The following is a 24,952-nucleotide window of genomic DNA, read 5'->3' on the forward strand; positions in this document are numbered from 1 at the left end:
CGTTCAGCCAGGCACAGACCAGCTCCATCCGCCTCAACGAACACGATGGGTTCCAGGGCTTCGGCCAGGTCGGCAGGAAGCCCCGGCTCTGTACACGGCATGGGGTGCCCGCCCGACCATGCCGGAGTTTCGGCCCGCCGCACCCTTACCTGCGGGCAGCCGCGCGGAGGAGGGAGACCCACTCCGAGGAGGGAAGGTGAAAGAGTCCCGCGTCCGGGTTCCGGGAGTCACGGACGACCGTTTCGCCACCCAGATCCGCCACCTCCACGCAGTTGCTTCGGTCGCTGTAGCTCGACTTGCGGAAGTTCGGCTCAAAACCGCCAGCGCTCATGATCACCCCTCCGTGATCCCCTGCGGCCGGCTTCTCACACCCTGCCTGTCCCCATGCGGCCACCGAGCCCCGGTGCCTTCCTAGACCGCCCCTTCGGTGTAGGGCGAGAGCCCCGGGGAGCACGGAAGCCCTCAGCCTCGCCCTGGGGGCTTCCGTGTTCACTCCTACAGCTCCCGGCGAGCAACACCGAGCAGGATTGCCCACTCTGAAGCCGGAAAAGCGAGGTGTCCGTCCTCCCGGTTCTGGGTGTCGCGCATCGCGGCGCCTTCGGGAAGGTCGGCGACCTCGACGCACTCCTGGGCGGTCGTGCTGTAGCTGCTCTTGCGGAATTTCAGATCGTCGGTCAGGTGCACGTGCAGTGTCCTAGTCGGTGAGTAGTCGGGTCAGGTGTTGCACGGACTCAGCTGGTGACAGCGCCGTGCCCTGGAGGTGGTCGAGAACGTCGCGGTAGTCCGCGACCTGCTCCGCATCCTCCAGATAGAGCCCATCGTGACGGGTTTCCAAGAACACGATGGGCCGGTCTAGGGGGTTGGGAAAGTCCAGCAATACGAAGGGGCCACCGGTTCCAGCGTGCAGTCCCGTTGAGAACGGGAGTACCTGGACGGTGATGTTCGGACGTTTGGTCATCGTCACCAAGTGGCGAAGCTGGCCATGCATCACCTCGGGATCGGTGGCGGTGGCCGGACGTGCGAGGGCCGCCTCGTCGATGATCGCCCACAACCGCGGCGGCGTCCCCCGATCAAGGATGCGCTGACGGCGCACGCGGGCGTCGACAATCCGCTCGACATCCTCCGGCGGGGTGAGCGCGGCCCGCGTGGATGCGGCCGCGTACTCCGGTGTCTGAAGCAACCCCGGAATGGCACCCACTTGGTATGTCGCGATGGACGATGCCTCTGCTTCGAACCCGAAGTAGGCCCCGGCGAAGTCGCTGTATCGGGTCCACCAGCCCTTGATGCGGGACTGCCGAGTCAGTTCGAAGAGCGCTTCTCTCCGAGCCTCGTCGGTAACGCCGTAGACGTCCAACAGCAGAGCGATGTCCGTGACGTAGGGCCTCAGGCGCTTTCCGGTCTCGATGTTGGCGATTTTCGCCCTGCTCCATTCGAGCTTCTTGGCTGCCTGCTCCAAGGTGAGCCCGGCCGTCGCCCGAAGCTGCTTCAGCTCCTCGGAAAGCCTCCGGCGGCGGATGGTCGGACTGAAGTCACCTGTGGATTCGGGCATGCGTCGATGGTAGGGGCGTGAGCGCGTTGGGGCCAATGTCCGATTCACCTTCCCATCTTCACGATGACCGTTTCACCGTACCGCCTTGAAAAACGGTGATTCACCGTTTTTAATGGAGCCCTATCCAACCCCTGCCGGGCCACCCACCCGGCACCCCTGACCGGAGGTGTGCGCGTATGGCGCGATACCGCTACCTGAACTGCTCCGAACCCGTGGCCGCCCGCTGGCCAGCGGGCGAGGCCCTGCGCCGGCGGCGGCCCCGCCGGGCCGCCCGGGCCCGCGCCTACGTCACCCACCCGGCCCGCGACCTCGCCCCGCTCACCCTCGCGGTCCGCCGGTGGCTCGCCCGGCAGAACCCGACCCCGCCGGCGTTGCCGCCCTTCCTCCCCGCCGAGGACACGACACCCCTCCGTCCGCGGGTCCCGGCGCCCCGCACCAGCCCGGACTCCGACCCGGGATTCGCCGCAGCGGTGGCGTCCCGCCCCCGCATCCGGGCCCTGCGTTCCAAAGCCCGCACCCGGCCGGAGTCCACCACCGCCAAGAGCAGGGCCGCCGCGCGGCTGCGGGTCCGCACGGCCACCATCCGGTCCACCACCCGGCTGACCGCCGACCGGGACGGATTGTGGAAGGACGCCCTGGCCGCCGCCCGCATCCTCAAGCGCAACCTGGGGAGGGCGGCCTGATGCGGCACGTGTGCGACATCCGCGAATTCCCCTCGATCCAGACCCTCGGCTTCTGGGCCCACACCCACCGGGTGCCGCTGCGCTACCTCGGCCCCACCCTGGAGGGCCGCGCCGTCTACGCCGCCACCAGCGGCCACACCACCCGCGTGGCGATCACCGCCGGACGCGACCCCCACCCGCACCCGCTCATCTGGCGCAGCCCCCTGGAGGACCTGTGACCACCCACCCCGCCGACCCGGATCCGCGGGTGCGGGTCCTGGACGACCTCATCCACGGCCGCTGGGTCCTCACCCTCGAACCCGCCCCCGGCGGCGGCACCGAGGTCGTCGCCTACCGGCCGCCGGGCTGGACCGGCCCGGACCCGCACGAGCGCCTGGCCGCCCCCGACCACGCCGGGATGCGGGAGCTGCTGGCCCGCCGCCACACCACCGAAGCGAGGGAGTAGGACATGGACGATCCCGCCTACGATCCGGCCCGGGACCCGATCCCGGACGACCTCACCGACGAGGAGAAGGAAGCGGTCCGCCGCCAGGGCGAGTTCCTCGCCTGGCAGCGCACCCAGCGCGGTGGTACCGACCCGGAGGGGGACTGAGCCGCTCTCGGAGCAATAGGGACCGTATCTGCTCGCACCCGAGGGGAAGCCGCCCCGTTGCTCCGATCCCGGGCCTGCAAGCGGATGGGTGAATCAGCTGCTGGCGCTGTGCTTGGCCGCTACAGTGAGCAGCACGTTCCCGGGTGGAATGTCCGTTTCTTGAGAACTTGCAAATTCGACTGGTTGACGCCGTAATCCGCGCAGGTCAACGAGCCTGCTCCCCGCGCACGCGGGGATGGTCCCCCGAAGGCCTCCCGCGAGGAGCTGCTGGCCGACTGCTCCCCGCGCACGCGGGGATGGTCCCTCCTCTAACCCGTTTCACCTGCACAGACAGGACTGCTCCCCGCGCACGCGGGGATGGTCCCGACAAGCTTCAATGGCGGTCCGACTTCGGCCTGCTCCCCGCGCACGCGGGGATGGTCCCTCCGCCACGGTGGCGGGGGCGGTGGGGTACGCCTGCTCCCCGCGCACGCGGGGATGGTCCCATAAGACAACCGCTGAGCGGGGGTGCTAGACGCTGCTCCCCGCGCACGCGGGGATGGTCCCAAAGCACCCCCCGACTCCGAAGAGTCGGGGGGCTGCTCCCCGCGCACGCGGGGATGGTCCCAGCCACCGGCGTTCGATGATCTTCGGGACCGCCTGCTCCCCGCGCATGCGGGGATGGTCGACCGAGCTGACCCACACGGTCCGCTCCCCTCTCACTCCCGACCCATCTCCTCGGGGCGGCGGGGGCGCCGCTGCGTCCGGTGGCCCGCCCGCACGGCCCCGGACGCGACCACTCCCTCACCCTCACCACATGTGCTCGCATTCCGGAGGAGGGTTCCGCGTGTTCGCGATCACCACGTCGAGCCGGTCGCGCGCCGCAAGCAGGTCAGCGATCCGCTCACTGATCCGATCGCGCTCGACCTCCAGATGGTCCACCAGCCCCGGGGGTGCCGTCCCCTCGTCCACGCACGGCAGCACCTCGCGCACGGACCTGCTCGGCAGGCCGGCGGCGAAGAGCTGCCGGATCAGCCGGACCCGTTCCACCGCGGACTCGGTGTACAGGCGCTGCCCTCCGGCATTGCGCTCGGACCGCAGCAGCCCCTGCTCCTCGTAGTACCGCAGGGCCCGAACGCTCACCCCGGCCTCGGCCGCCACCTCACCGATACGCACCGCTCCCCCGCCCTCCATCCCGCCCCATGCCCGCCCCCGCCCTCCGGGCCGTCCGCCCGATTTGCACCTGACGTTGACGTCAGGTTTTAGCGTAGCGGCGTCGGGGTCCACCGCCCCCGGCGAGCCCACCGATCCGATAAGGCAGGACACCATGCGCGCAGCCCGTTACCACGAGTACGGCGGTACGGACACCCTGATCATCGAGGAGGCGCCCGACCCGCACCCCGGCCCCTCCGAGATCCGCATCCGGGTCTCGGCGGCCGGCGTCAACCCCGTCGACTGGAAGGTGCGCAACGGCGCGGTGCGCGACATGCTCCCCGTGGAGCTGCCCGCCGTCCCCGGACGCGACGCCGTCGGCGTGGTGGACGCGATCGGCGACGAAGTGGACGGGGTCGGCATCGGAGACCGCGTCTTCGGCCTGGGCGGCCTCACCGGCGCGACGGCGGAGCTGGCCCTGCTCTCCGCCTGGGCCCCCGCGCCCGCCGCCTGGAGCGACGAGGAGGCCGCCGGCGCCGGTCTGGCGTCCGTGACCGCCCTGGCCGGCCTGGAGGTGTTCGGCCCCCTCAAGGGCCGCACCCTCCTCATCGAGGGCGCCGCCGGAGGCGTGGGCAGCGCCGCGGTGGAGATCGCCCTCGCGCGGGGTGCCACGGTCATCGGCACGGCCGGCGAGCACAACCACGGGTTCCTCGCCTCCCTGGGAGCCAGGGCCACCACCTACGGGGAGGGGCTCGCGGAGCGCGTCCGCTCCCTCGCCCCGGACGGCGTCGACTTCGTGCTGGACACCGCGGCCTCCGGTTCCCTGGCGGACCTCGTCGCGATCGCGGGCGACCCCGCCCGCGTGTCGAGCGTCGCCGACCACGTCAACGCCCCGCTCCTGGGCACGCACCTGGCGCACGCCCGCAACGATTCCGCACTGTTGGAGGAGGCCGCGGACCTGGGCCGTCAGGGGCTCTACACACCGCGGATCGAGCGTTCCTACCCGCTCGAGGAGATCGTGGAGGCGCACACCCACTCCGAGCGCGGGCACGTGCGGGGAAAGATCGTCGTCCGCGTCTGACCCACCGGGTCACGCACCCGCTCGCCCGGCCGGGCTCCCTGCCCCGGCCGGGCTCCGAAGTCTCCCGTTCGAGTCCGGGCCCGGCCCGCCCGGGTGACCGGCCGTGCGTCCCCGCCCGGGCGGCCGACCGCAGCCGGGCCGTGCACACCCCGCTTCCGCACGGCGTGAACACCCGCACCACACCCGCGCCCACTGCGGCGTTCCACCCCACCCGGGTGCGCCCCCGCCCGGGGCCCGGAACCGCCAGCCGTCCGCTCCAACCCCGGCGGTCAGGCACTCCCCTGCGGGTCGGCCAGGTGGGCGTTGATCCGGCCCAGCAGCGCGAACAGCTGCGCACGCTCCTCACTGTCGAGCGGCGCCATGACGTGCTCGTTCACGCCCTCAAGGACGCGGTCGAGTTCGGCGAGGCGGCGCTCGCCCGCGCCGGTGATGGTGATGACGTTGCGCCGCTTGTCCGCCGGGTCGGGGGCACGGCGGACCCACCCGCCCTTCACGAGGTCGTTGAGAACCGAGACGAGGTCGCTGGTGTAGATCCGGGTGCGGCCGGAGAGGTCCGCCTGGCTGGCGTCGCCGAACTCCGCGAGTGCGGCCAGCACCATGAAGTGGTTCTTGTGGGCGCCCACCGCGGCGAGCGCGTCACCCGCGACGCGGCCCGTCTGGACGGCGGTCATCCCGAGGAGGCGCGAGAGCTGGCCCCTGAGTCGGGCCGGGGTCTCGTCGCCGTGGTCGAAGCGCAGCTCGTCTCCGGTCTCCATGCGGACAGGCTACCGGCTTGCGTTAGTGCCACTAACGATCTAAATTCATTAGTGCCACTAACATTAGTTCCACTAACAAACCGGAGGACCTCCCATGACCGGCACCGACACCCTCGTCCGCGAACTCACCGACCGCGCCGAACTGGCCGACCTGGTCGCCCGCCACAGCCTGTGGATCGACGAGGGCCGCTACGACGAGAGCGACCGGCTCTTCACCGAGGACGTCGTCGTCACGTCCCTCCGCGGACGGGCCCGCGGCATCGGGGCGCTCGTCGAACTCGTCCGCTCGCGCCACGACGACTACGCCCGCACCCTGCACAACAAGTCCAACCTCGTCATCGAGATCGACGGCGACACCGCCGCCGTCCGCGCCCACGACATCGCCGTGTTCGTCATGGACGACGAGTCCGAGGCCATCGCGGCCGCGGTCCACCGCTACGGGGCGCGCCGCACCGGCGACGGCTGGCGCTTCGACCGCCTGGAGATCACCCCGGTCGCGCTGACCGCGGCCCTCGACCGAGCCCTCTAGGACACGGGCACCGCGTTCGGCGCGGGGGCCGCGAACCCGCCCCTGCTCTGCTCCTCCCCTCCCCCGCCCTCCCCGCTCCCGCACGACCGGGCCTCGCGGACGACACCGGCACGGGGAAACCCGGTGGCGTCCGGAGCGCGGATCGGCGAAGCTGGGCCGCATGGTCTCGGTAGTGCAGAATGTGGCGATCGACTGTGCGGATGCCTATGAGCTGGCCCGGTTCTGGAGCGGGGTGACCGGACGCCCGCTGCATCCGGAGGACGAGCCGGGAGAACCGGAGACGCAGGTGATGCTGGCGGAGGGCCCGATCCTGCACTTCAACCAGGTGCCCGAGCCCAAGACGATCAAGAACCGGATCCACCTGTGCCTGCGCCCCGAGACCTCACGCGACCGGGAGGTGGAACGGCTCCTGAGCCTGGGCGCCGCCTTCGTCGCCGACCACCGGAACCCCGACGGTTCGGGCTGGGTGGTTCTCGCCGACCCCGAGGGCAACGAGTTCTGCGTTCTGCGCAGTGAGTCCGACCGGGCCGCCGCGCACCCCTGACGGGCTCCGGCGGAGGCACGGGGCCGGGACCGGCGCAGGCACAGGCACCGAACACGGGCCCGGACCCGCGTCCGCGGCCCCCTGCCCCTCCCGGCGCACTCGGCCCTGAAGGCGGGCCGCGCCGGCCCGGCGGGTTCCACGGCGTTCGCGACGCCGCCGCCGGGCCGGACGGGCCCTCGGAGGTCCCGCGTGCGCGGGACCGGTCTCTAGCTGCGGATGTTGATGTCCACGCAGGCGTAGAAGGCGTTGGCCGTGTCGGCGACGTTCCACCGGGCCAGCAGCTTCTGCCGTCCGCTGTACCCCGACAGGTCCACGGTGTGGCTGAACGACCACGGCGGACGGGCGCCGTTGTCGTTGAACACGGCCACCCGCTGGTTGCCGATGAAGTACTCCCAGGTGGACGTGGAGTGCGCCGCCGTGATGGTCCAGTTGAACGTCTGGACCCGGCTGACGTCGGTGACCCGCCAGCCGTGGTTGTCGTTGTTCAGCTCGGAGAAGCGGCCGACGCCGCCGTCGCACCGCATGAGCCCCTTGGGGCCCTCGACGCTCTGCGGCTCCCACTGGATGCCGCCGCACTGGACGATGCCCGCGGCGCACTGGGCCTGGCGGCTCATCGGGTTGGAGATGTAGCCGTGGGCGCTGGCCGTGCCCGTGGGCATGAGGCCGAGGAAGAGGGTGGTCGCGGCGGCCACTGCCGCCGCCGCGCGGAAACGGTGCTTCTTACGAGAGGTGTCGGACGTGAGGGTCGGCATGGTGCGGGTCCTTCGGTCGTGGATCGCGTCCCGGCACCGCGGAGGCCGGGAGGTAGCGGGAATCCATTGGGGGGAGTCCCGGGCCGGTACCGGCCCGGGGCGAAGGCGAGCGCTCGGAACTGCGGAGGTGTCGGAGGGGCCACGGGCTCCGAGCCGTGGGGGGCGGGTACCCGGGATCCCTCTGTCTCAGGGGTTTCCCGCCCGCGGGGGCCGGTAAGCAGCCCGTGACGAAGCGTCGGATCCGCTGGTGGGCGGCGGGACCGGACCGCCCACAGGACCAGTGGGCGCCCTGCGCACGGCGGTACGGGCGGGGCCGCCGGGCACCGGCGAACCGGAACAGGAAGGATTCCGTCCCATTGCGCGGGTGGTTCGCACCCGCGGGCAGTGGACCAATCCGGCCCGGGCCGGTCGGCCCCGGTAGACCTCACCGGAAGGCCACATTTTGCTTCCCCGGAGCGGTTTCCGCCACCGGAGCGGCGGCCGGGGCCGGAGGCCGCGCACGGGAGCCCGGACGGAACTCCGGCCGGGGCCGCGCACGGGAGCCCCGCGGGGAACGCACGCGGGCCCCGGCACCGCGTCGGACGCGGTGCCGGGGCCCGGCGGCGGGCGCCCTCCGTCAGGCCGCGGACTCGTCAGGCCGCGGGCTCGGTCTCCACGACCGCGTCCGGGCAGGACTGCGCGAAGCCGAGCAGGGCCTCCCGCTCGGCGGTGTCGACCGACAGGCCCCACCGCGTCTTCACGGTGGTCCACTCGGTGACGTACCGGCAGTGCGCCTCCGCGGAGGCGGGCATCCACTCGGCCGGATCCTGGTCGGCCTTGCTGCGGTTCTGGCGGGCGGTGACGGCGACCAGGGCCACCGGCTCGCCCAGGTCGTTGGCGTAGTCACGGCGCCGGGCGGTCGTCCACTGCGAGGCTCCGGAGTCCCAGGCCTCGGCGAGCGGCACCATGTGGTCGATGTCCAGCGCCCGTGCCTCGGTGACGGTCTCCCCGTCGTAGTAGGAGGACCACTCCCCGCCGGAGATCCGGCACCGGTCCCCGACCTCGGGGGCCACCACGGCCTCCTCCAGCAGGACCTCGGAGCGGGTGTTGCACCCGTTGCGGTCGGCGTCCACCCAGTGGGGGAAGAGCGAGCGGTCGTAGCCCTCCCGGGCCTCGTCGGCGACGGGCAGGGCGGCCACCGCGGCGGCCAGGGGCAGGGGGACGGACACGGCGGTCTCGTGGGCATGGGCGGGAGCGTGGGCCGGGAGTGCCACGACCGCCGCCAGAACGGCCGGGGCGAGGGCGGAGAAGCGTGCGAGCAGGGACACGGAAGCGCCTTTCGATGTCGATCACTTTCTGTGACGGCAGGGTGATTCTCCGGTAAGGAGGCGGGCGGGGGCGGGCGACGCGCGAGGGGCGGCCGTATCCTCCCGGAATGACCGGGGCCCTCTCCCACCCCGGAAAGGGGCGTTCCTGGCATGGCCCGGGGCCGGGCGGGTAGTCGGCACCCATGGCGGACGGTTCCCGACTCTTCGCCGCCGGAGGCGAGCCGACGGTGGTCACCGACCTGAGCGGCCTGGCGGACCTCGTCCGCGACCCGCGCCCGCTGTACCTGCGGTACTCCGAGGGCCCCGAGCGGGACGCCTGCATCACCAGCAGGGACTACGAGAGCGGGCTGGACCTGCCCGGGCTGTCGGCGACCCCGCTGACGCCGGAGCCGTGGTGGACCCGCCCGCTGGAGGACTGGCTCGCCCGCCAGGTGCGCAAGTACGCGTCGCTGGCCGAGGAGGACTCCGGCCGGCACGGGTGGGCCCTGCGCGGGCGGGTGGTCGCCCGCGGCCCGGACCACGAGCCGCTCCTGGACCGGGTCGAACCGGTCGCCCGCCTCGCGGCAACGGTCATGGAGGAGGCGCTGGAGAGGTACCGGCTGCGGTTCTCGGCGGGCCGGGGGCCCAACGACGAATGAGCCGGCGGGGCGCGGCACATGCGCCCCGCCGGACCCGCGGGCACGGCTCCCCGGCCCGCCTACCGCCCCTCCCCCGCGCCGCCCTCCTCCGGCGCGACCCGTACTCCGACGCGCCTCTCCTTCGATGCGCGCCCGCCTCGGCGTGCCTCCGCTCCGGCGCGCGCCCACCTCGCGGTCCCGCCTCAGCGCGTCCGGCGTGCCCGCGCCCCGCGTTCCCGCGCCCTGTGCTTCAGCGCGCCTCACGACTCAGTGCGCCCCGCGCTTCAGTGCGCCCCGTGTGTCAGTGCGCCCCGTGTGTCAGTGCGCCTCGTGCCAGCGGCGGGGCAGCGACCCGTGGTCGACCCCGATCTCGATCCGGTCCTCCCGCACCGCGATGACGTCCTCCCACTTCACGTAGCGTTCGTGGCGCCGCAGCCAGCCCAACAGGTGCTTCCACGGCGTGGGCGGCTCCAGCGAGTCCCCGTACCCGAAGCGCCCGGCGAGCGCGGAGCGGCCCAGGACCAGCCCCAGGACCGTGTAGACCCCCTCCTCGTGGCGCACGACGATGTCCTGGACCGAGCCGGCCTCGCGCCCGTACCGGTCCACCACCCGCACCCCGAGCAGCTCGCCCGCGCGCAGCCGCCTCACCGCCGGCCCCCGGGTATACGGCAGATGATGTGCTCCGCCACCCAGGTCTCCATGGGGCGCATGCCCGACGGCGCCGGGATGGACAGGACCGTGGAGGGGGCGAACCGCTCCACGTCCTCCGAACGGATGAGCGTGGGCTCCTCGTCGGACGGCCGCAGCCTCCCCAGGAGCACCTCCCAGGACCGGCCCAGGCGCCCGGCGATCCTCGGGCCGAGGGCCGCGGTGTCGCTGACCAGGGCCGTCATCGTGGGCGGCTCCCCCTCACGCCACTCGAACTCCACGTCGTCGACCTTGCCCACGTTGTCGCCGTCGGCGTCGACGATCTGGCGGTCCAGGACGGTGAACCCGATCCGGAAGACGGAACCGTCTCCTCTGTCGGACATCTCATTGACCCGCTTTCGTGTAGACCATCAGGGGGATGGCGGCCAGGGAGACCGCGGACAGGAGCACCAGGTAGACCGACCCGAGGACGTTGGTGAAGCGCGAGTTGACGCGGTCCCCGAGATAGGAGCGGTCGTTGGCGACGACGAAGATCGGCAGGTAGGTGAGCGGCAGGGCGGCGGCCGACAGCACCAGGCTGTACTCGGTGACGGTGATCGGGTCGACGCCCGTGAGGACGAAGAGCGTCCCCGCCAGCAGGCCGCCCAGGATCACGAGCTGGAAGTAGGCGGCCCTGCGGGGCGGGAGCTCCTTGCCCCACTGCCACCCGAAGTACTGGGCCACCGCGTACCCGGCGGCCAGGCCCGACTCCAGCGAGGCGCCGAAGGTGGCGGCGAAGAACCCGAGGATCGCGATGACCACCCCGATCTTGCCCAGCGAGGAGACGACCGGGAGGGCCACCTGACCCAGGTCCGACACCTGGATCCCGGCGGGCAGGAGCGCGACCGCGGCGCAGCCCATGATCGCCAGGGCGAGCAGCCCCCCGAGGGGGAGGCCGAAGAAGATGTTGACGCGCGCCGTGGCCAGGTCCTTGGGGGTCCACTTCTCCTCCACGCCGCTGGAGGAGAAGAAGAGGACGCTGTAGGGGGTCATCGCGGACCCGAACAGGGCGATGGCGTAGTACCACCAGACCGCCGTGCCCTCGTCCGCGGGCGGGGCGAACGCGAGCGCGTCCTCCAGCAGCACCCCCCAGTCCGGCCCCAGCCGCCACAGCGCGACGCCGAACACCACCAGGGCCAGGCCCATGAAGCCGTAGATCTTCTCCATCCGGTCGAACGGCACGCGCCAGAGCACGATCCAGACGAGGGCGGCGGCCACCGGCACCCACAGCAGGTAGTGGATGCCGCTGGCCAGTTCCAGGGCCAGGGCGATGCCGCCGAGCTGGGCGGCGAAGGTGAGGAGGGTGATGAGGTAGGAGGCCAGCAGGTTGGCGAGGCCGACCCGGGAGCCCAGGCGTTCGCGAACCAGGTCGAAGGTGCCCCGGCCCGTGGTGGAGGTGACGCGGGCCGACATCTCGGTGAACAGCATCAGGCCGACCAGCCCGACGAGCATCACCCAGGCCAGGGTCATGCCGAAGCGGGAGCCCACGACCGCGTTGGCGACGAGGTCGCCGATGTCGAGGAAGCCGCCGACGGCGGTGAGCAGGCCCAGGGTGAAGGCCGTCAGCCACCTCATGAGAGCTCCCCCTCGAGGCGCTCCAGGGCGTCGGCCGTCTCCGTGAGCAGGCGCGCGGCCTCGGCGACCCCCGCGGAGTCGTCCCTGCGCAGGGCGATGCGCAGGTCGGCGAGGGCGTTGACCGCGTCGTCGCACAGGGGGACCAGACGGGCGCGCAGGAGGTCGGACTCGGCCGAGGGGGGCTGGATGATCCCGTAGGTGTCGGCGATCGAGCGGGCCGCGGACTCGGCGTCCCAGGCGACCGTCTCCAGGTAGGGGGAGAAGGCCTTCCCGTCCCGGTGGGCCGCGGCGACCAGGACTCCGGAGTTGACGGCGGAGAGGAGGTCGGTGACGGTCTGCCCGGCGGAGGCCCGGTGGGAGTCGGTGGTGGGGGTGGGGGCCACGCAGCCGGTGAGCGCGAGCACGAGGAGGGCCAGCGCGGCGAGGAGTCCGCGGGCCGCCGGCGTCGGGGGCCACCCGCCTGAGGTGCGCACACGGGGCGCCAGGGTTTCCAGCACCCTTCGACCATAGCTCTGGGTAACGATTTTATCGCTTATCGCAACCGGGAGTTCGGGGAAGTCGCGGTCGGGCCGCCCGGGCGCCGCGGGAGGGCGGGCCCCGGGCGGACCGGGCGCCGTCCGGCCCCCTCCGGTCGCCGGACACGAGAGGGCCCCGCCCTCCGGGGGTACCGGAGGGCGGGGCCCGGTGGTGCACCCGACCGGTGGGACACGCTGGAGCTCGGGGACCGGGATCGGCCGGCGGGCTCGCGTCCGCGGGTCCGCCCGGGTGCGGTCCGCCCGGGTGCGCGGCGGGCAGGCCGTCACTCCTCCCCGACACGCCCCCGGTCCCGAGCCCGGTCTCAGGGCAGCTGGTTCAGGAACCAGGTGGCGAGCTCCTCGCTGACCAGGGCGTGCATCTCGTTCCGCGTGGCGAGTTTGACGGCGTCGAAGGGCGTCTTCTCCAGTTCCTCCTCGCTGAGCGGGGTGTACAGGTCCTCGTGGGTGGCCGGCTCGCGCGCGGCGACGGCGCTGACGGCCGGGACGAAGCAGTGCTCGCGGACCGGGGCGTCGACCTTGAAGCCCAGCAAGGCCGGGAGCGCGTTCAGCGCGTCGGCGAGGATCCCGAAGCCGGGCAGGGTGCCGCCGGGCGCGCCGTCGGCGTCGGGCAGTCCGCTGGTGCGGATCTGGCGGGTGGGCAGGGTGACCACCCGGAGCTTGGCGGCCAACCGGTCGTCACCCTCGGCCTGGGTGCGCAGCTCGGTCCCGGTGACGGCCGGCCCCTTGCCGACCACGGCCTCGGCATCGGGGTCCACCCCGTTGCCGGCACCGGTGGCCGGGCCGTTCGCCAGGGCGATCAGCCTGGGCTCCTGGGGCCAGTTGCCGACCTCCTCCAGCGCGCGCAGGAACGCCCGGCGCTTCTCACTGGCGGTGGGCTTGTCCTTCCAGCTCGCGGTATGCCTGGTCAGCAGTTCCTGGGAGGCCGGGCTGTTGATCTGGTCCGAGAAGCGGCCGTCGAGCTTCTTGATGTAGTGCGCGAACGCCTGCAGGGGGACCGGGATCCAGGCGCCGGTGTGCGGACTGTCCCAGGAGTAGTAGAGCCGCGCCTGATGGTCGGTGCCCGTCGTCTCCATCTTGGCGAGGGCGTACCGCGTGACCAGACCGCCCATGCTGAAGCCGCCGACGGCCAGCGGGTGGTCGCCCACCCGCCGGTCGTTCGCCTCGGTGACGGCCGCGATCACCGTCTCGGCGTTCTGGAGGATCGGGGCGCTGCGCTCGTGGTAGCCGACCAGGACCACGTCGCGGCCCCGGCGGCGGAGCTCGCTCAGCAGCGGGAACGGTCCGTACTCCAGGAGCTCCCAGGTGAGGGCGAGGTCGCTGGGGCCGGAGCTGAAGCCGTCCGCGATCAGGACCGGGCGGGTGAGCCCGCTGTTGCCCTCGCCCTGGTAGACCCAGGCGGTGCCGTAGGGCAGGTCCCAGACGTCGGTGGGCGGGGGCGGGATGCGGTCGGTGGTGCGCGGACCGGGCGCCAGGATGATCGGAGGAGCGGCCTGCAAGGCCTCGGCGGCCTGCTCTTCGGTGGTGCTCACGAGCGTCCTTCCTTTGTTCCCGGCGGGCGCCGACTGCCCGCCGCGTCCCGGCCATCGTCACTCTCCGTTAACGGATTCGCGGGAGGACAGACCGTCGACGTCCGAACAATGGGGCGAGGCGCGCGCTTGGCGACGGTATGGGCGGCTACAGCATCCGCATCCGCGAGAGATCCGGCCGACCGTAGATCCCCCTTGCGGCCTGACCGAGTCCGGGGTGGAGGTCGGCCCGGCCGGTGGCGGCGCATCCTTCGGGGCGCACGTGCCGCGCCCTCGGTACCGGCAGCGGCGTGGCGGCCGCCGTGGCCTCGGTGCGGCCTCAGCCGTCCGCCGGGCCCCGGCCGCGGATGGCGGCCTCGATGCGCAGGCCCACCGCCAGCAGGGCGAGCACCGGTACCGCCAGCGTGGTCCAGTGCGTCGGGGCGACGACGTGCAGCACGAACATCACGGCGCACAGGCCCAAAAGGCCGTTCGCCGCCGCCTCGACACCGGTCGCCGGAACACGGGTATCCCCCGCACGCTTTGTCATGCGGCCATTGTGGCCGTGCCCGGGGCGGGCTCAGTCGGCGGGCCCGCGTTCGGTACCCGGCTTCTCCCCGTCCTGGTCCGCCTCCGGCTCCGGCTCCGGGACCGGGACCGGGACCGAGGAGCACCCCGATCTGTACGCCCCGGTACGGGCGGAGGTAGTGTCACACCAAACCGACTGTCCGGTATGTCACTGGAGCCCCCCATGGAAACGGCACTTCGGATCTGCCCGCTGTGCGAAGCCACCTGCGGCCTCACCCTCACCATCGACACCGGTCGGGTGACGGCCGCCCGCGGCGACCGCCGGGACGTGTTCAGCGCGGGGTTCGTCTGCCCCAAGGGCGCGACCCTGCCCGCCCTCGACAACGACCCCGACCGCCTGCGCCGCCCCATGGTGCGCGAGGGCGGGCACTGGCGCGAGGTCGACTGGCCCGAGGCGTTCGCCGCCGTCGACGCGGGGCTCTCCGGGGTCCTGCGCCGCCACGGCCGCGACGCGACCGCCGTCTACCTGGGCAACCCCAACGTTCACACCCTGGCCGGACAGCTGTACTCGGGCCTGCTCGCGCGCACCCTGGGCAGTACCAACGTCTACAGCGCCAGCACCGTCGACCAGATGCCCAAGCACGTCTCCTGCGGGCTGATGTTCGGCGACCCGCTGGCCATCCCCGTCCCGGACCTGGACCGCACCGACCACCTGCTCATGCTCGGCGCCAATCCGGTGGAGTCCAACGGCAGCCTGTGCACCGCGCCCGACTTCCCCGGCCGGCTCAAGGCGCTGCGCGCCCGCGGCGGCCGCCTGGTCGTGGTCGACCCCCGGCGCACGCGCACCGCCGACCTGGCCGACGAACACGTCCCAGTCCGGCCCGGGACCGACGCCTACCTGCTCTTCGCCATGGCGCAGACCCTCTTCGCCGAGGGGCTCGCGGACCCGGGGGCCCTGGCCGGGCACGTCGAGGGCCTGGCGGAGGTCCGCGCCCTGTCCGAGGAGTTCACCCCCGAGGCCGTCGCGTCCGTCTGCGGCGTGGACGCCGACCGCATCCGCGCCATGGCCCGCGACCTGGCGGCCGCGCCCACCGCCGCCGTCTACGCCCGCGTGGGCACCACCACCGCCGAGTTCGGCACCCTCACCAGCTGGCTCGTGGACGTGCTCAACCTGATCACCGGCAACCTCGACCGCCCCGGCGGTGCCCTCTTCCCACGCCCAGCCCACCGCCCGGCCGGAGCCGGCCGCAGCCGCCCCTTCCGGCTCGGGCGCTGGCGCAGCCGCGTGCGCGGCCTGCCCGAGGCCAAGGGCGAACTGCCCGCCGTGACCCTCGCCGACGAGATCGCCACCCCCGGCACCGGGCAGGTGCGGGCCCTGGTCACCGTGGCCGGGAACCCGGTGCTGTCCACCCCCGGCGGCGACCGCCTGGACCGGGAGCTGGCGGGCCTGGAGTTCATGGTGAGCGTGGATCCCTACCTCAACGAGACCACGCGGCACGCGCACGTCATCCTCCCGCCCGCGCCGCCGAGCCGCACCCCCCACTTCGACCTCGCCTTCGCCGAACTGGCGGTGCGCAACACCGTCCGCTACTCCCCCGCACCCCTGCCCCTGGGCGAGGGGGAGGCAGACGAGTCGCTCATCCTGCGCCGACTCGTGCAGATCGCCGCCGGCCAGGGGCCTGACGCCGACCCCGACGCGGTGGACGAGGCCGAGGCCGCCCGGCTCCTGTCCCGCGCCGTCGCCGACCCCGACTCGTCCGTGTACGGACGCGACCCCGCCGAACTGACCGCCGCCCTGTACCCGGGCACCTGGTCAGAACGCCGGATCGACCTGCTCCTGCGCCTGGGTTCCCACGGCGACGCCTTCGGCGCCCGCCCCGGCGGCCTCACCTTCCAGAGCCTGCTGGACGCGCCGCACGGTGTGGACCTGGGGCCGCTGGACCCCCGCGTCCCCGAGATCCTGTCCACCGCCTCCGGCCGCATCGAGGCCTGCCCCGCACCCGTGGCCGAGGACGTGGCACGCCTCCGCGAGGGCCTGGCCGCGCGCCGCGACTCCCTGGTGCTCGTCGGCCGCCGCCACCTGCGCTCGAACAACAGCTGGTCGCACAACGTCCCCCGGCTCACCGGCGGCAGCAATACCTGCACCCTGCACGTCCACCCGCAGGACGCCGCCCGCCTGGGCCTGGCCGAGGGCGCCGAGGCCACCGTGCGCAGCGCCTACGGGGAGGTGAACGCCCCCGTGGAGCTCACCGACACCGTCTCCCCCGGCGTGGTGAGCCTGCCGCACGGCTGGGGGCACGGCCTGCCCGGCACCCGCATGGCGGTCGCCGCACAGAACCCGGGGGTCAACGTCAACGCCGTCACCGATCCCTCGGTGGTGGATCCGCTCTCGGGCAACGCGGTCCTCAACGGCGTCCCCGTCGCGGTGCTCCCCCTCGGCTGACCGACACGGCAGGCGGGGCGGGGCGACCGGTCCGGTACGGGGCGGCGTGCCCGCGGCGGCGCCGGGGCCGCTCCTCGTCGGTCGCGGACCGTCGGAGGGCCGTCCACCGGTCCGCTCCGCCCGGGCGGGCAGCGGCCCGGCAGGACCGCGGTCCCGGGGCCGGGCAAAGGGGCCGGCGGGGATCGGCCGCCCGGTGGCGGCGGTGCGGCACCGGGCCGTCAGCCGGGTGGCCGGTCGGACTCCCCGAGCCGGTCGCGCACCAGGTCCAGGACCTCGCGCAGGAGGCGGGAGACGTGCATCTGGGAACAGCCCAGGTGCTCGGCGATCTGGGCCTGGGTGAGGTCGTCGAAGAAGCGCAGGCGCAACAGGGCGCGGCCCCGGTCGTCCAGGCCGGCCAGCACCGGCTTGAGGGACTCGCGTTCCAGGACCAGCTCGTAACCCGTCTCCTCATCGCCCAGGCGGTCCTCCAGACGGGTCCCGGCCTCCTCGCCCTCATCGTCGGGCTCGGTCCGGTCCAGGGACAGGCACTGGTAGGCCTCGGACGCCTGCAGCAGCCGCCGCACCTCCTCATCGGACAACCCCAGCAGCCCGGCCAGTTCGGCCGTGGTGGGACGGCGCCCGTGCTCCTGCTCGAAGCCCTCCGACACCCGGCGCAGCCTGATCCGGTTCTCCTGGTGGCAGCGGGCGACCCGCACGGCCCAGGTGTGGTCGCGGAAGTGCCGCTTGATCTCGCCGGTCACGGTGGGCCGCAGGTAGGCCAGGAAGGGCGTGCCGCGACCGGGATCGAACCCGTGCACGGCCTTGACCAGCCCCACCATGGCGGCCTGGGTGACGTCTTCCAGGGGCTCGCCCCTGCCCCGGTAGTCGCGCGCGATCCGGGACACCAGGGGAACGAACTCCTCCAGGAGCCGCTCCCACAGCTCCCGGGCCTGGGGCGCGTCGGGTGCCAGGGAGTGCAGCCGGGCCAGGATGTCCTCGGCCGAGCCCTCCTCGAAGCCGTGGGAGTCGACGGGGCGTCGGGGCCGGGGCACCTGGACCGGTGCCATCGCGGTCGGAGTCGCGGTCGGAGTCGGAGACGGGGTGGCGTGTGCTGCGGGCGGGACCAAGAAAACCCCCGGTGCTGTGTCCTGCGTGGAACTCGTCCCTGCGGGTGGACAGGGCCGGCCGGTATCTCCCCGGCCGCACCCACCACCCGTGTGACACATGAGGCCCAAGGGGGGATCCGGTGAGCCTGACCCTGCCCGGAAAAATCCCCCCAAAGCGCCATAGAGACGGTTTTCTCCCCTGAGCACCTCGGGCCCGTCACGTGTCGCGGTCGGCGCCCCGGGCCCGGAACCGCCCCTTGGATCCGGGGCCGGGGCGCTCACCGTGCGGGTCATCCCCCGAACACGCGCGGGCCGCACGGCCGTCCCGCCCGGACCGGGCGCGCATCCGTTCGACGGCGCCCGGACCGGTCGAGGCCCGCCCACGGTAAGCACACGGCCGCGCCGGGTCCCGGACCGCGGGCGGCGTGTTCGAAATCGGCCGCCCCGCTCCTGGAACCGGAAAGGGCCCCGTCCGCCCCGGAAGGACGGGGCGGGCGGGGCCCGGTGGTGTTCGGGGAAGCGGTGGGCCCGGTCAGGGGCGGGGCCCGCGCGGCGTCACCACATGGGTCAGACCGTCCAGCAACCGCTCCAGCCCGAAGGCGAACAACGACTCCAGGTCCAGCTCCACCCGCGGATCCGTGACCCCGGGCACCGGCATCCCCTCGGCCGCGACCCGCGCCGCCGTCCACTGGCGGCTCGTCATGCCGGTGTCCATCTCCGCCAGGGCCTCGCTCTCGATGCTCATCGCCGTGCCCCGCACGTAGTTGACCACCGTGGCGTACACGTGCAGCCGCACCACCGGGTCCAGGTCCAGGCCGTCGAGCGCGGCCAGCGTCCAGCGCCCGTACTCCAGCAGTCCCGGCAGCAGGGCCGGGCGGGTGATCGACACCAGCCGCGGCAGCCAGGGGTGGCGCAGGTAGGCGTCCCACTGCAACCGGGCCGCCACCCGCAGGTGGGAACGCCACCCCGGCGGCGGCTTCGGGTAGTCGATCTCGGCGAACGCGGCATCGGCGATCAGCTGCGTGAGCTCCGCCTTGGCGTCCAGGTGCCGGTACAGGGTCATGGTGGCGACCCCCAGCCGGGCCGCCACCGCACGCATCGACAGGGCCGACAGGCCCTCGGCGTCGGCGATCCGCATCGCCGCGCGCACGATCCGCTCGCGCTCCGGTCCCTCGCCCGAACGCGGCACCGCCCTGCGGGGGGCGACCACCGAGCCGACACGGGGCACCGACACGATCACCCCCGACTGCCGCAGTGTGGTCAGCGCCTTGGTGGCCGTCGCCATGGCCACCCCCCAGTCGCGGGTGATCGCCCGGGTGGTCGGCACGGGGTCGCCCGGCGCCAGTTCCCCCCGGGTGATGCGCCCCTCGATGTCGGCGGCGATCCTGAGGTAGGCCGGCCGGGAATCGTTCACGCTGCCATGCTGCCACGCCTCAGCGGTCGGGCAGCCAGCTGCCGTGCAGCCCCAGCGGCACCCGCGCGGGCAGGTGCACACGGGCCACCGGCGGACCGGTGAAGTCCTGGGCGGCGAGGATCACCAGGTCGGCGGCGCCGCGCCCGGGGTCGTGCACGTACACCAGCAGGAACCCCTCGTCCTCGCCCGGCCCGGTGGCGGCGAACACCGCCTCCCCCACCGACTCCTCCCTGCCGAACCGGTGCACCTCGCTCGTGCCCCGCTCCAGGTCGTGCTTGACCAGGGCGTTGGTGAACGCCGCATCGGGCGGCGTGCCCTCGCCCGTGAACGGGATCCCGTACAGGTCCGTGGCGGCCGTGTACCCGTACCGGTGCACCAGCGTGGCCCGCGCCTCGTTCACACGCGGGAAGTCCTGGGGCCGGTCGTCGATCCGCGCCCGGCCGACACCCCCCGGTGCGATCGTCCAGCGGTCCAGGACGGGACGGATGCCGCCGGGGTCGGCCGGATCGAAGGGCCCCTGGGCCGTGACCAGGTCGACGACGACCGCGTCGCCGTCGTCGTAGGCGTTGAGGGTGTGGCTGACGTGGACGGGATCGACCTCCAGCCAGCGCACCGCGCCGCCGGTCCGGGGCATGACGCCCACCCGGGTGGGCCGCTCGGGGTCCCACCGGCAGTCGAACCCGTCGAAGCCCAGAGGCGTGTCCCAGAGCACGACGTGCCGCTCGGTGAGCGCGAAGTCGTGCAGGAACGGCGTCCGCTCCATGGGCACCGACACCGCCCGCACGACCTCTCCGGAGGGGGAGGTCACGATGTGCTGGACGAAGTCGCGCCCTGGCATGTAGGACAGCGAGTGCAGTTCGCCGGTGAGCGGGTCGTGCTTGGAGTGGGCGCCCGCGGTGAACCCCTCCGGGGTCCCGCCCAGGGTGCAGGGGCCCAGGGTGTTCAGCTCCCCGTCCAGTTCGGCGGGCGGGAGCCCGCCCTCGGCCATGGCGAAGACGCGGCCCGCGTGCCCGAGCACGTGGACCATGGGGGCGAAGCCCGGGGCGCGCACGAACCGGTTGCGGTACCACTCGGCGCGGCCCTCCCGCAGGCGCACCCCGTGGACCATCCCCTGTCCCATGCCCCAGAGGTGCACGGCGGGGTCCTCCACGCCCAGGGGGTTGGGGCCGTTGCGCAGGTAGCGGCCGTCGAGGCCGTCCGGGATCCGGCCGGTGACGGGGAGGTCGTGGGCGGTGATCTCTTCGGTGACGGGGGCGAAGGGCCCTTCGAGGTATCTCATGGGGACAACGTACGCACGAGGCCTCTGCTTTCCCCTGGGGAAAAGGGAAATGGTCCGCTGTGCACTAGTGCAGGGCGTTCGCGGGCCCGTCCCGGCCGGGACGGGTCGTCGCCCCTCCCCGGCCCGCCCGTCCGCCCGTCCCGGAGTCGGCACCGCAGTGGTCGGGGTGGGGCCGTGGTCGCGGTGGGGCCGTGGGGTGTCCGCGCCGCCGAACACGGACCTGTCCGGCGGCGACCGGCACAGCCGGGTTCAGGCGGGTGAGACGACCTCTGCCTGGCAGGCGAAGCACATCAGCGTGTACTCCACCACGCGCCCCTGGTCGAACCGCTGGCCCACATGGACGGTGTACTCGTCGCACTCGGGGCACGACCAGGGGCCGGACTCGTCCTGCTTCGCCGAAAGGATGATGCGGTTCCACTCGTCATCGTTCATCCCGGGAGCCTACTGCTCTCCCAGGACATCGGCCGGGGCCGGGATTCCGGCTCACCCGAGCGCCGGATGAGCGACGGTCACGGGCACGCCGCCCCGGAGGGCAGACCCGGAGTTGGCACGCCTGGAACACGCGAAAGGCGCGGGACCGGGTCAGCCCGGCTTGCGCTCGGTGCCGGGCCTGTCCGCCTCCGGCTCCGACTCGGGCTCGGGGACCGGGTCGATCGGGTCCCACGGCACCCGGCCGCCGACACTCGGTCCGCCACCCCTGGCTCTGCGCATGAGAGACCTCCTTCCCGGCGGGCGTCCGGTCCGCCCGCTCGGGAGCGGCCTACCCCGCGCCGACGGCGGTCAGGCCCGCCTGGCCGGGACAGGCCATCGCCCCTTCCCGGTTCACCTCGCCGCCTTCCCGCCGAGCCCTCTCCCCCGCGGCGCACGTTCAATCACCGCCCCCTCCGTCTCCGCCGTCACCGCTCACGCCGCCGTAGCCGTCGTAGCCGGACGCATCTCCGGAGCCGCCGCTGTAGCCCGAGCCGGAGTCACCGCGGCCCCGGTACCGCTCGCGGTACCGCCGCAGCATCCGCTGCTGCCGGTTCCACACCTGCCTGCTCATCCCCGGAGGGCGCCGGGGAGTGTTCGGTTCGTCCCAGCTCAGGAGGATCATGAACCCGAGGACCACGATGAACGTCACGACGATGGCCACCAGGGTCAGCAGGCCCTCGAAGACCGCGCCGACCGTGTCGACCACGTCGCCGAGTGCCTCCCGGGCGCCGGGCTGGGAGACGACCCCCACCGAGGCCAGGAACACGGACCCGATGGCGGCCCCCAGCGCGACCGTCAGGAGTTCACGGATGCGGTCTCGGTGGCGGGCCCGGTCCAGGCCGTCGGTCACCCAGATGCATCCCGCGCAGACGAGCGCCTCCGCGACCAGTAGCACCAGGAGGACCTTCGCGCCGGTGCTCTCCGGCCGCGCGAGCACGAGCACGAGCAGGCCCGAGCACACGGTGCCGCCGGCGGCGGCCGCCGCCACCTGGGGGAGCACATCGTTGCGTTTCTCGAGGCGCTCCTCCTCGTGGGAACCGGTCATCTTCTTGTGGAAGCCGACCACGTCCCACAGCGCCCAGGCGCACGCGAGGGCGCATCCGGCCGCGACCAGCAGCATCGGCGACGTGGACATGGCGGACCTCCCCGGCGTGGCGGTGATCGGTTCCTACCCGGCCCCGCCCTGCCGACGGCCGACGGCGGTGGCCGGATCAGGACGGCAGGGCGGGCGCCGGGCGCCTCCAGGGCCACGGGCCACGGCACGGGAGGAGACCCACGCCCCGCGGTACCGGCGGTGCCCCGGCCTTCACACCTCCGCCTGCCGGGCGCGGCGGGCGCGGAGCTTGTGGCGGTTCCCGCAGCGCTCCATCGCGCACCAGCGCCGCGCGCCGGGGCGGGAGGAGTCCACGAACACCAGCGGGCAGTTGTCGCCCGCGCACTCGCGGATGCGGTGGGCGAGCGGCCCGGACAGCAGGTCGATCATCTCCCGGGCCATGCTCGACAGCGCCTGGCCCGCCCGCACCGGCCGGGCCCATCCCACGGTGGTGCCGTCGGCGGCGAGTTCGGGGGTCAGCGGCGCCTGCGCGGCCGCCGCGTTGATCGCGGCCACCGCGGCGGCGTCGGGCGCGCAGTCCGCCGCCCGGTCGTGCGCAGCAATCCAGATCGCCTGGCGCAGGGCCTTGGCGGCGGCCAGCTCCTCGTCCGTGACGGGCTGCGTCACCACCACGCCCAGCGCCGGATGGGCCAGCCATTCGGCCAGGTCGGAAGGGTCGTGCAGGGTCTCGAAAACCGCGTAGCGGCCCTCGCCGCCCGTGTGGGCGAAGTCCAGGCACAGGGCGCCGGCATCGAAGCGGAACGACCCGCCCTTGGGGTCGTGCAGGACGCGTCCGGTTGTGCTCGCTCGCATGAAACCAGTATAACTGGTGTCACTTGGACACCGGTTATAGCGGTGTCCCGACTGAAAGGGGCGACACATGCCCGTACGTCACATCAACCCCGAGGGCCTCCACCGCAGCCCCGCGTTCAGCCAGGCCGTGGTCGTCGAGCAGCCCGCGAAGACCATCTACATCGGCGGACAGAACGGCGTCGACGCCGACGGCAAGGTCGTCGGCCCCACCGTCGGGGAGCAGGCCCACCAGGTGTTCCGCAACCTCGCCGCCATCCTCGAGAGCGAAGGGGCGGGCCTGGGGAACATCGTGCACTGGACCATCGCCGTGGTGGAGGGCCACTCCTTCGACGAAGGGGTGGCCGCGTTCCAGCAGGTGTGGAACCGGGCCGACCCGCCGCCGGCCATCACGGTCCACGTGGTGGCCGGCCTGAACCCCGGGTGCCTCGTCGAGATCGACGCCGTCGCCGTCGTGTGACGCCGGCGCCCCGCCCTTGACCGCGCCCGGCGTCCCCTCCGGCGTTCCCCTCCACCGACGAAGAACCAGGAAAATGACGAACAACGTCGAGGGGCCGCCCGCCGGGCGCGTCCCCGCGCACCCGCCCGACACCGTATGGCCGGTCATCGCGCTGGTCTGCCTGGCGCAGTTCATGATGGTCCTCGACGCGGCGATCGTGAACGTCGCCCTGCCGGCCATGGAATCCGACCTCGGCCTGGGCACCGAAGGGTTGCAGTGGGCGGTCAACGCCTACCTCCTCACCTTCGCCGGGTTCCTGCTGGTCGGCGGCCGGATGGCGGACCTCTGGGGACGCAGGCGCGCCTTCATCGCCGGCCTGGTCGTGTTCACGATCGCGAGCCTGGTCGGCGGGCTCGCCACCACACCGGGAACGCTGATCGCCGCGCGCGCCGCTCAGGGGCTCGGCGCCGCCGCGGTCTCCCCGGCCACGCTGACGATCCTGACCACCGCGATCCCCGCCGGCCCGGCGCGGGCCCGGGCCATCGCCACCTGGGGAGCGGTCGGCGCCATCGGCGGGACCGCGGGGTCACTCGCGGGCGGGCTGCTCACCGACTACCTGTCGTGGCGCTGGACCCTGCTGATCAACGTGCCGATCGGGGCGGTCGCGATCCTCGCCGCGTTGTGGCTGCTCACCGAGAGGCGGGCTCCGGGGACCCGCGGCCTCGACCTGGCCGGCGCGATCGCGGTGACGCTGGGACTGTCGGCGCTGGAACTCGGGCTGCTCCAAACTCCCCAGTACGGCTGGGGGTCGGCCCGCGCCCTGGTCCCGTTGGTGTTGGGCATGGTGGCCCTGGCCGTGTTCGTGCTGGTGCAGGCCCGGTTCGCGCGGACCCCGCTGATGCCGCTGCGGATCCTGCGGTCGCGCTCCGTCTCCGGCGCCCTCCTGGTGCAGTTCTTCCTGGGGGCCGCGGGTTTCGCGGTCTGGTACTTCCTCTCGCTCCACATGCAGCAGGTGCTGGGCTACAGCGCGCTACAGGCCGGTCTGGCGTTCCTGCCCCACACCGTGGCCGTCATCATCGCCTCCAAGGCCACACCGCGGCTGGTCGAGAGGTTCGGCCTGCGTCCGCTGCTGGTCGCCGGGGCGCTGATCTCGGCGGCCGGTTTCGCCTGGCAGGCGACGATCACGCCGGACAGCGGCCTGCTCGCGGGCATCGTGCTGCCCGGTGTGCTCATCACCGGAGGGCTGGGGCTCACCTCGGCGCCGATCGCCATGGCCGCCACGGCCGGGGCCCGCCGCGGCGAGGAGGGGGCGGTCTCCGGCGTCCTCAACTCCTCCCGCCAGGTCGGCGGATCGCTCGGACTGGCGGCCCTGACCACCCTCGCCGCCTCCCAGGCGGGCGCGCCCGCCTCGGGATACGCGCTGGCGTTCGCCGCCTGCGCCGGCCTGGTGGCGGCCGGGGCACTGTCCGTGTTCGCGCTACCCGGGCCGTCGACGGGAGGAGGCGGGCGGGCCGAACCCGCCCGGTGACCGATAGAGTGTGCGGGAG

31 protein-coding genes and 1 CRISPR repeat array are annotated in these 24,952 nt (G+C 73.3%); of the genes, 11 read left to right on the forward strand and 20 right to left on the reverse strand.

Annotated features, from left to right (window positions below):
- Window positions 1-145: 145 nt before the first annotated feature.
- From K1J57_RS29985 to K1J57_RS29995, 3 genes are all read right to left on the reverse strand, one after another.
- Complete coding sequence (locus K1J57_RS29985; protein ID WP_220562051.1) at window positions 146-331, reverse strand: DUF397 domain-containing protein; 186 nt, start codon at window positions 329-331, stop codon at window positions 146-148.
- A gap of 164 nt (window positions 332-495) precedes the next feature.
- Complete coding sequence (locus K1J57_RS29990; RefSeq protein ID WP_370634548.1) at window positions 496-684, reverse strand: DUF397 domain-containing protein; 189 nt, start codon at window positions 682-684, stop codon at window positions 496-498.
- Between the two features lie 10 nt (window positions 685-694).
- A complete protein-coding gene (locus K1J57_RS29995) occupies window positions 695-1,549 on the reverse strand; it encodes a helix-turn-helix transcriptional regulator (protein ID WP_220562052.1) in 855 nt (284 codons plus the stop codon).
- Between the two features lie 176 nt (window positions 1,550-1,725).
- On the opposite strand from K1J57_RS29995, the gene K1J57_RS30000 reads away from it, so the two are divergent.
- The 4 genes from K1J57_RS30000 to K1J57_RS30015 are packed head-to-tail and all read left to right on the forward strand — an operon-like array spanning window position 1,726 to window position 2,824.
- Window positions 1,726-2,232 (forward strand): hypothetical protein, encoded by a 507-nt coding sequence (locus K1J57_RS30000; protein WP_220565937.1) that lies wholly within the window; start codon window positions 1,726-1,728, stop codon window positions 2,230-2,232.
- Window positions 2,232-2,450 carry a hypothetical protein gene (locus K1J57_RS30005; protein WP_220562053.1) on the forward strand — a complete coding sequence of 73 codons (219 nt, stop codon included), beginning with the start codon at window positions 2,232-2,234 and terminating at the stop codon, window positions 2,448-2,450. Before K1J57_RS30000 ends, K1J57_RS30005 begins: the two co-directional genes overlap by 1 nt.
- Window positions 2,447-2,677, forward strand: a complete 231-nt coding sequence (locus K1J57_RS30010; protein WP_220562054.1) for a hypothetical protein — start codon at window positions 2,447-2,449, stop codon at window positions 2,675-2,677. The genes K1J57_RS30005 and K1J57_RS30010 overlap by 4 nt, the downstream gene beginning before the upstream one ends.
- 3 nt (window positions 2,678-2,680) lie before the next feature.
- Window positions 2,681-2,824 carry a hypothetical protein gene (locus K1J57_RS30015; RefSeq protein WP_220562055.1) on the forward strand — a complete coding sequence of 48 codons (144 nt, stop codon included), beginning with the start codon at window positions 2,681-2,683 and terminating at the stop codon, window positions 2,822-2,824.
- Window positions 2,825-3,038: 214 nt separating this feature from the next.
- A CRISPR array of direct repeats spans window positions 3,039-3,492; the repeat unit is 29 nt; unit sequence CTGCTCCCCGCGCACGCGGGGATGGTCCC.
- A gap of 121 nt (window positions 3,493-3,613) precedes the next feature.
- On the opposite strand, the gene K1J57_RS30020 is transcribed toward K1J57_RS30015, so the two are convergent.
- A complete protein-coding gene (locus K1J57_RS30020; protein ID WP_220562056.1) occupies window positions 3,614-3,979 on the reverse strand; it encodes a MerR family transcriptional regulator in 366 nt (121 codons plus the stop codon).
- 151 nt (window positions 3,980-4,130) lie between these two features.
- On the opposite strand from K1J57_RS30020, the gene K1J57_RS30025 reads away from it, so the two are divergent.
- Window positions 4,131-5,036 carry an NADP-dependent oxidoreductase gene (locus tag K1J57_RS30025; protein ID WP_220562057.1) on the forward strand — a complete coding sequence of 302 codons (906 nt, stop codon included), beginning with the start codon at window positions 4,131-4,133 and terminating at the stop codon, window positions 5,034-5,036.
- A gap of 269 nt (window positions 5,037-5,305) precedes the next feature.
- Here K1J57_RS30025 and K1J57_RS30030 read toward each other — a convergent pair whose 3' ends face one another.
- Window positions 5,306-5,791: a MarR family winged helix-turn-helix transcriptional regulator gene (locus K1J57_RS30030; protein ID WP_220562058.1), complete on the reverse strand. Its 486-nt coding sequence runs from the start codon at window positions 5,789-5,791 to the stop codon at window positions 5,306-5,308.
- 94 nt (window positions 5,792-5,885) lie between these two features.
- Here K1J57_RS30030 and K1J57_RS30035 point away from each other — a divergent pair, with 94 nt between their 5' ends.
- Window positions 5,886-6,320 carry a nuclear transport factor 2 family protein gene (locus K1J57_RS30035; RefSeq protein WP_220562059.1) on the forward strand — a complete coding sequence of 145 codons (435 nt, stop codon included), beginning with the start codon at window positions 5,886-5,888 and terminating at the stop codon, window positions 6,318-6,320.
- A gap of 160 nt (window positions 6,321-6,480) precedes the next feature.
- On the forward strand, window positions 6,481-6,864 hold the full coding sequence (locus tag K1J57_RS30040) for a VOC family protein (RefSeq protein WP_220562060.1): 384 nt from the start codon (window positions 6,481-6,483) through the stop codon (window positions 6,862-6,864).
- Window positions 6,865-7,070: 206 nt separating this feature from the next.
- Here K1J57_RS30040 and K1J57_RS30045 read toward each other — a convergent pair whose 3' ends face one another.
- On the reverse strand, window positions 7,071-7,616 hold the full coding sequence (locus K1J57_RS30045) for a lytic polysaccharide monooxygenase auxiliary activity family 9 protein (protein ID WP_220562061.1): 546 nt from the start codon (window positions 7,614-7,616) through the stop codon (window positions 7,071-7,073).
- Between the two features lie 632 nt (window positions 7,617-8,248).
- Window positions 8,249-8,917 carry an HNH endonuclease family protein gene (locus K1J57_RS30050; RefSeq protein WP_220565879.1) on the reverse strand — a complete coding sequence of 223 codons (669 nt, stop codon included), beginning with the start codon at window positions 8,915-8,917 and terminating at the stop codon, window positions 8,249-8,251.
- 188 nt (window positions 8,918-9,105) lie between these two features.
- Between K1J57_RS30050 and K1J57_RS30055 the strand changes: the two genes are divergently transcribed.
- Window positions 9,106-9,561 (forward strand): DUF6098 family protein, encoded by a 456-nt coding sequence (locus K1J57_RS30055; protein ID WP_220562062.1) that lies wholly within the window; start codon window positions 9,106-9,108, stop codon window positions 9,559-9,561.
- A 297-nt stretch (window positions 9,562-9,858) separates the two neighbouring features.
- Here the strand turns inward: K1J57_RS30055 and K1J57_RS30060 are convergent, their stop codons facing one another.
- The 6 genes from K1J57_RS30060 to K1J57_RS30085 all read right to left on the reverse strand — a co-directional run bounded on the left by K1J57_RS30060 (window position 9,859) and on the right by K1J57_RS30085 (window position 14,393).
- Entirely contained in the window at window positions 9,859-10,188 is a 330-nt protein-coding gene (locus K1J57_RS30060; protein WP_220562063.1) for a PRC-barrel domain-containing protein, read from the reverse strand.
- Complete coding sequence (locus K1J57_RS30065) at window positions 10,185-10,571, reverse strand: hypothetical protein (protein ID WP_220562064.1); 387 nt, start codon at window positions 10,569-10,571, stop codon at window positions 10,185-10,187. Before K1J57_RS30065 ends, K1J57_RS30060 begins: the two co-directional genes overlap by 4 nt.
- 1 nt (window position 10,572) lies before the next feature.
- The gene (locus K1J57_RS30070; protein ID WP_220562065.1) at window positions 10,573-11,802 is read right to left on the reverse strand and encodes an NRAMP family divalent metal transporter; all 1,230 of its coding nucleotides are present in this window, start codon (window positions 11,800-11,802) and stop codon (window positions 10,573-10,575) included.
- Window positions 11,799-12,299 carry a hypothetical protein gene (locus tag K1J57_RS30075; protein ID WP_255646708.1) on the reverse strand — a complete coding sequence of 167 codons (501 nt, stop codon included), beginning with the start codon at window positions 12,297-12,299 and terminating at the stop codon, window positions 11,799-11,801. Before K1J57_RS30075 ends, K1J57_RS30070 begins: the two co-directional genes overlap by 4 nt.
- 341 nt (window positions 12,300-12,640) lie before the next feature.
- Window positions 12,641-13,867 carry a triacylglycerol lipase gene (locus K1J57_RS30080; protein ID WP_220562066.1) on the reverse strand — a complete coding sequence of 409 codons (1,227 nt, stop codon included), beginning with the start codon at window positions 13,865-13,867 and terminating at the stop codon, window positions 12,641-12,643.
- A gap of 316 nt (window positions 13,868-14,183) precedes the next feature.
- Window positions 14,184-14,393, reverse strand: coding sequence for a hypothetical protein (locus tag K1J57_RS30085; protein ID WP_220562067.1), 210 nt, complete (start codon window positions 14,391-14,393; stop codon window positions 14,184-14,186).
- Window positions 14,394-14,594: 201 nt separating this feature from the next.
- Here K1J57_RS30085 and K1J57_RS30090 point away from each other — a divergent pair, with 201 nt between their 5' ends.
- On the forward strand, window positions 14,595-16,814 hold the full coding sequence (locus K1J57_RS30090) for a molybdopterin-dependent oxidoreductase (RefSeq protein WP_220562068.1): 2,220 nt from the start codon (window positions 14,595-14,597) through the stop codon (window positions 16,812-16,814).
- A gap of 218 nt (window positions 16,815-17,032) precedes the next feature.
- Here the strand turns inward: K1J57_RS30090 and K1J57_RS30095 are convergent, their stop codons facing one another.
- The 7 genes from K1J57_RS30095 to K1J57_RS30120 all read right to left on the reverse strand — a co-directional run bounded on the left by K1J57_RS30095 (window position 17,033) and on the right by K1J57_RS30120 (window position 22,969).
- Window positions 17,033-17,860 carry a SigB/SigF/SigG family RNA polymerase sigma factor gene (locus K1J57_RS30095; RefSeq protein WP_220562069.1) on the reverse strand — a complete coding sequence of 276 codons (828 nt, stop codon included), beginning with the start codon at window positions 17,858-17,860 and terminating at the stop codon, window positions 17,033-17,035.
- A 571-nt stretch (window positions 17,861-18,431) separates the two neighbouring features.
- Window positions 18,432-19,313: a GntR family transcriptional regulator gene (locus K1J57_RS30100; protein WP_220562070.1), complete on the reverse strand. Its 882-nt coding sequence runs from the start codon at window positions 19,311-19,313 to the stop codon at window positions 18,432-18,434.
- A gap of 19 nt (window positions 19,314-19,332) precedes the next feature.
- Window positions 19,333-20,592, reverse strand: a complete 1,260-nt coding sequence (locus K1J57_RS30105; protein ID WP_220562071.1) for a carotenoid oxygenase family protein — start codon at window positions 20,590-20,592, stop codon at window positions 19,333-19,335.
- A gap of 249 nt (window positions 20,593-20,841) precedes the next feature.
- Window positions 20,842-21,024 carry a hypothetical protein gene (locus K1J57_RS30110; protein ID WP_220562072.1) on the reverse strand — a complete coding sequence of 61 codons (183 nt, stop codon included), beginning with the start codon at window positions 21,022-21,024 and terminating at the stop codon, window positions 20,842-20,844.
- A 150-nt stretch (window positions 21,025-21,174) separates the two neighbouring features.
- On the reverse strand, window positions 21,175-21,303 hold the full coding sequence (locus K1J57_RS33825) for a hypothetical protein (RefSeq protein WP_255646709.1): 129 nt from the start codon (window positions 21,301-21,303) through the stop codon (window positions 21,175-21,177).
- 157 nt (window positions 21,304-21,460) lie between these two features.
- Window positions 21,461-22,198: a hypothetical protein gene (locus K1J57_RS30115; RefSeq protein ID WP_220562073.1), complete on the reverse strand. Its 738-nt coding sequence runs from the start codon at window positions 22,196-22,198 to the stop codon at window positions 21,461-21,463.
- A gap of 171 nt (window positions 22,199-22,369) precedes the next feature.
- A complete protein-coding gene (locus K1J57_RS30120; protein WP_220562074.1) occupies window positions 22,370-22,969 on the reverse strand; it encodes an ABATE domain-containing protein in 600 nt (199 codons plus the stop codon).
- Window positions 22,970-23,036: 67 nt separating this feature from the next.
- Here K1J57_RS30120 and K1J57_RS30125 point away from each other — a divergent pair, with 67 nt between their 5' ends.
- Together K1J57_RS30125 and K1J57_RS30130 are read left to right on the forward strand one after the other, a co-directional pair.
- Window positions 23,037-23,426 carry a RidA family protein gene (locus tag K1J57_RS30125; RefSeq protein WP_220562075.1) on the forward strand — a complete coding sequence of 130 codons (390 nt, stop codon included), beginning with the start codon at window positions 23,037-23,039 and terminating at the stop codon, window positions 23,424-23,426.
- 73 nt (window positions 23,427-23,499) lie between these two features.
- The gene (locus K1J57_RS30130) at window positions 23,500-24,933 is read left to right on the forward strand and encodes an MFS transporter (protein WP_220562076.1); all 1,434 of its coding nucleotides are present in this window, start codon (window positions 23,500-23,502) and stop codon (window positions 24,931-24,933) included.
- Window positions 24,934-24,952: the final 19 nt, after the last annotated feature.

Origin of the sequence: Nocardiopsis sp. MT53 (assembly GCF_019598965.1) — a bacterium.
Classification (GTDB): Bacteria; Actinomycetota; Actinomycetes; order Streptosporangiales; family Streptosporangiaceae; genus Nocardiopsis; species Nocardiopsis changdeensis.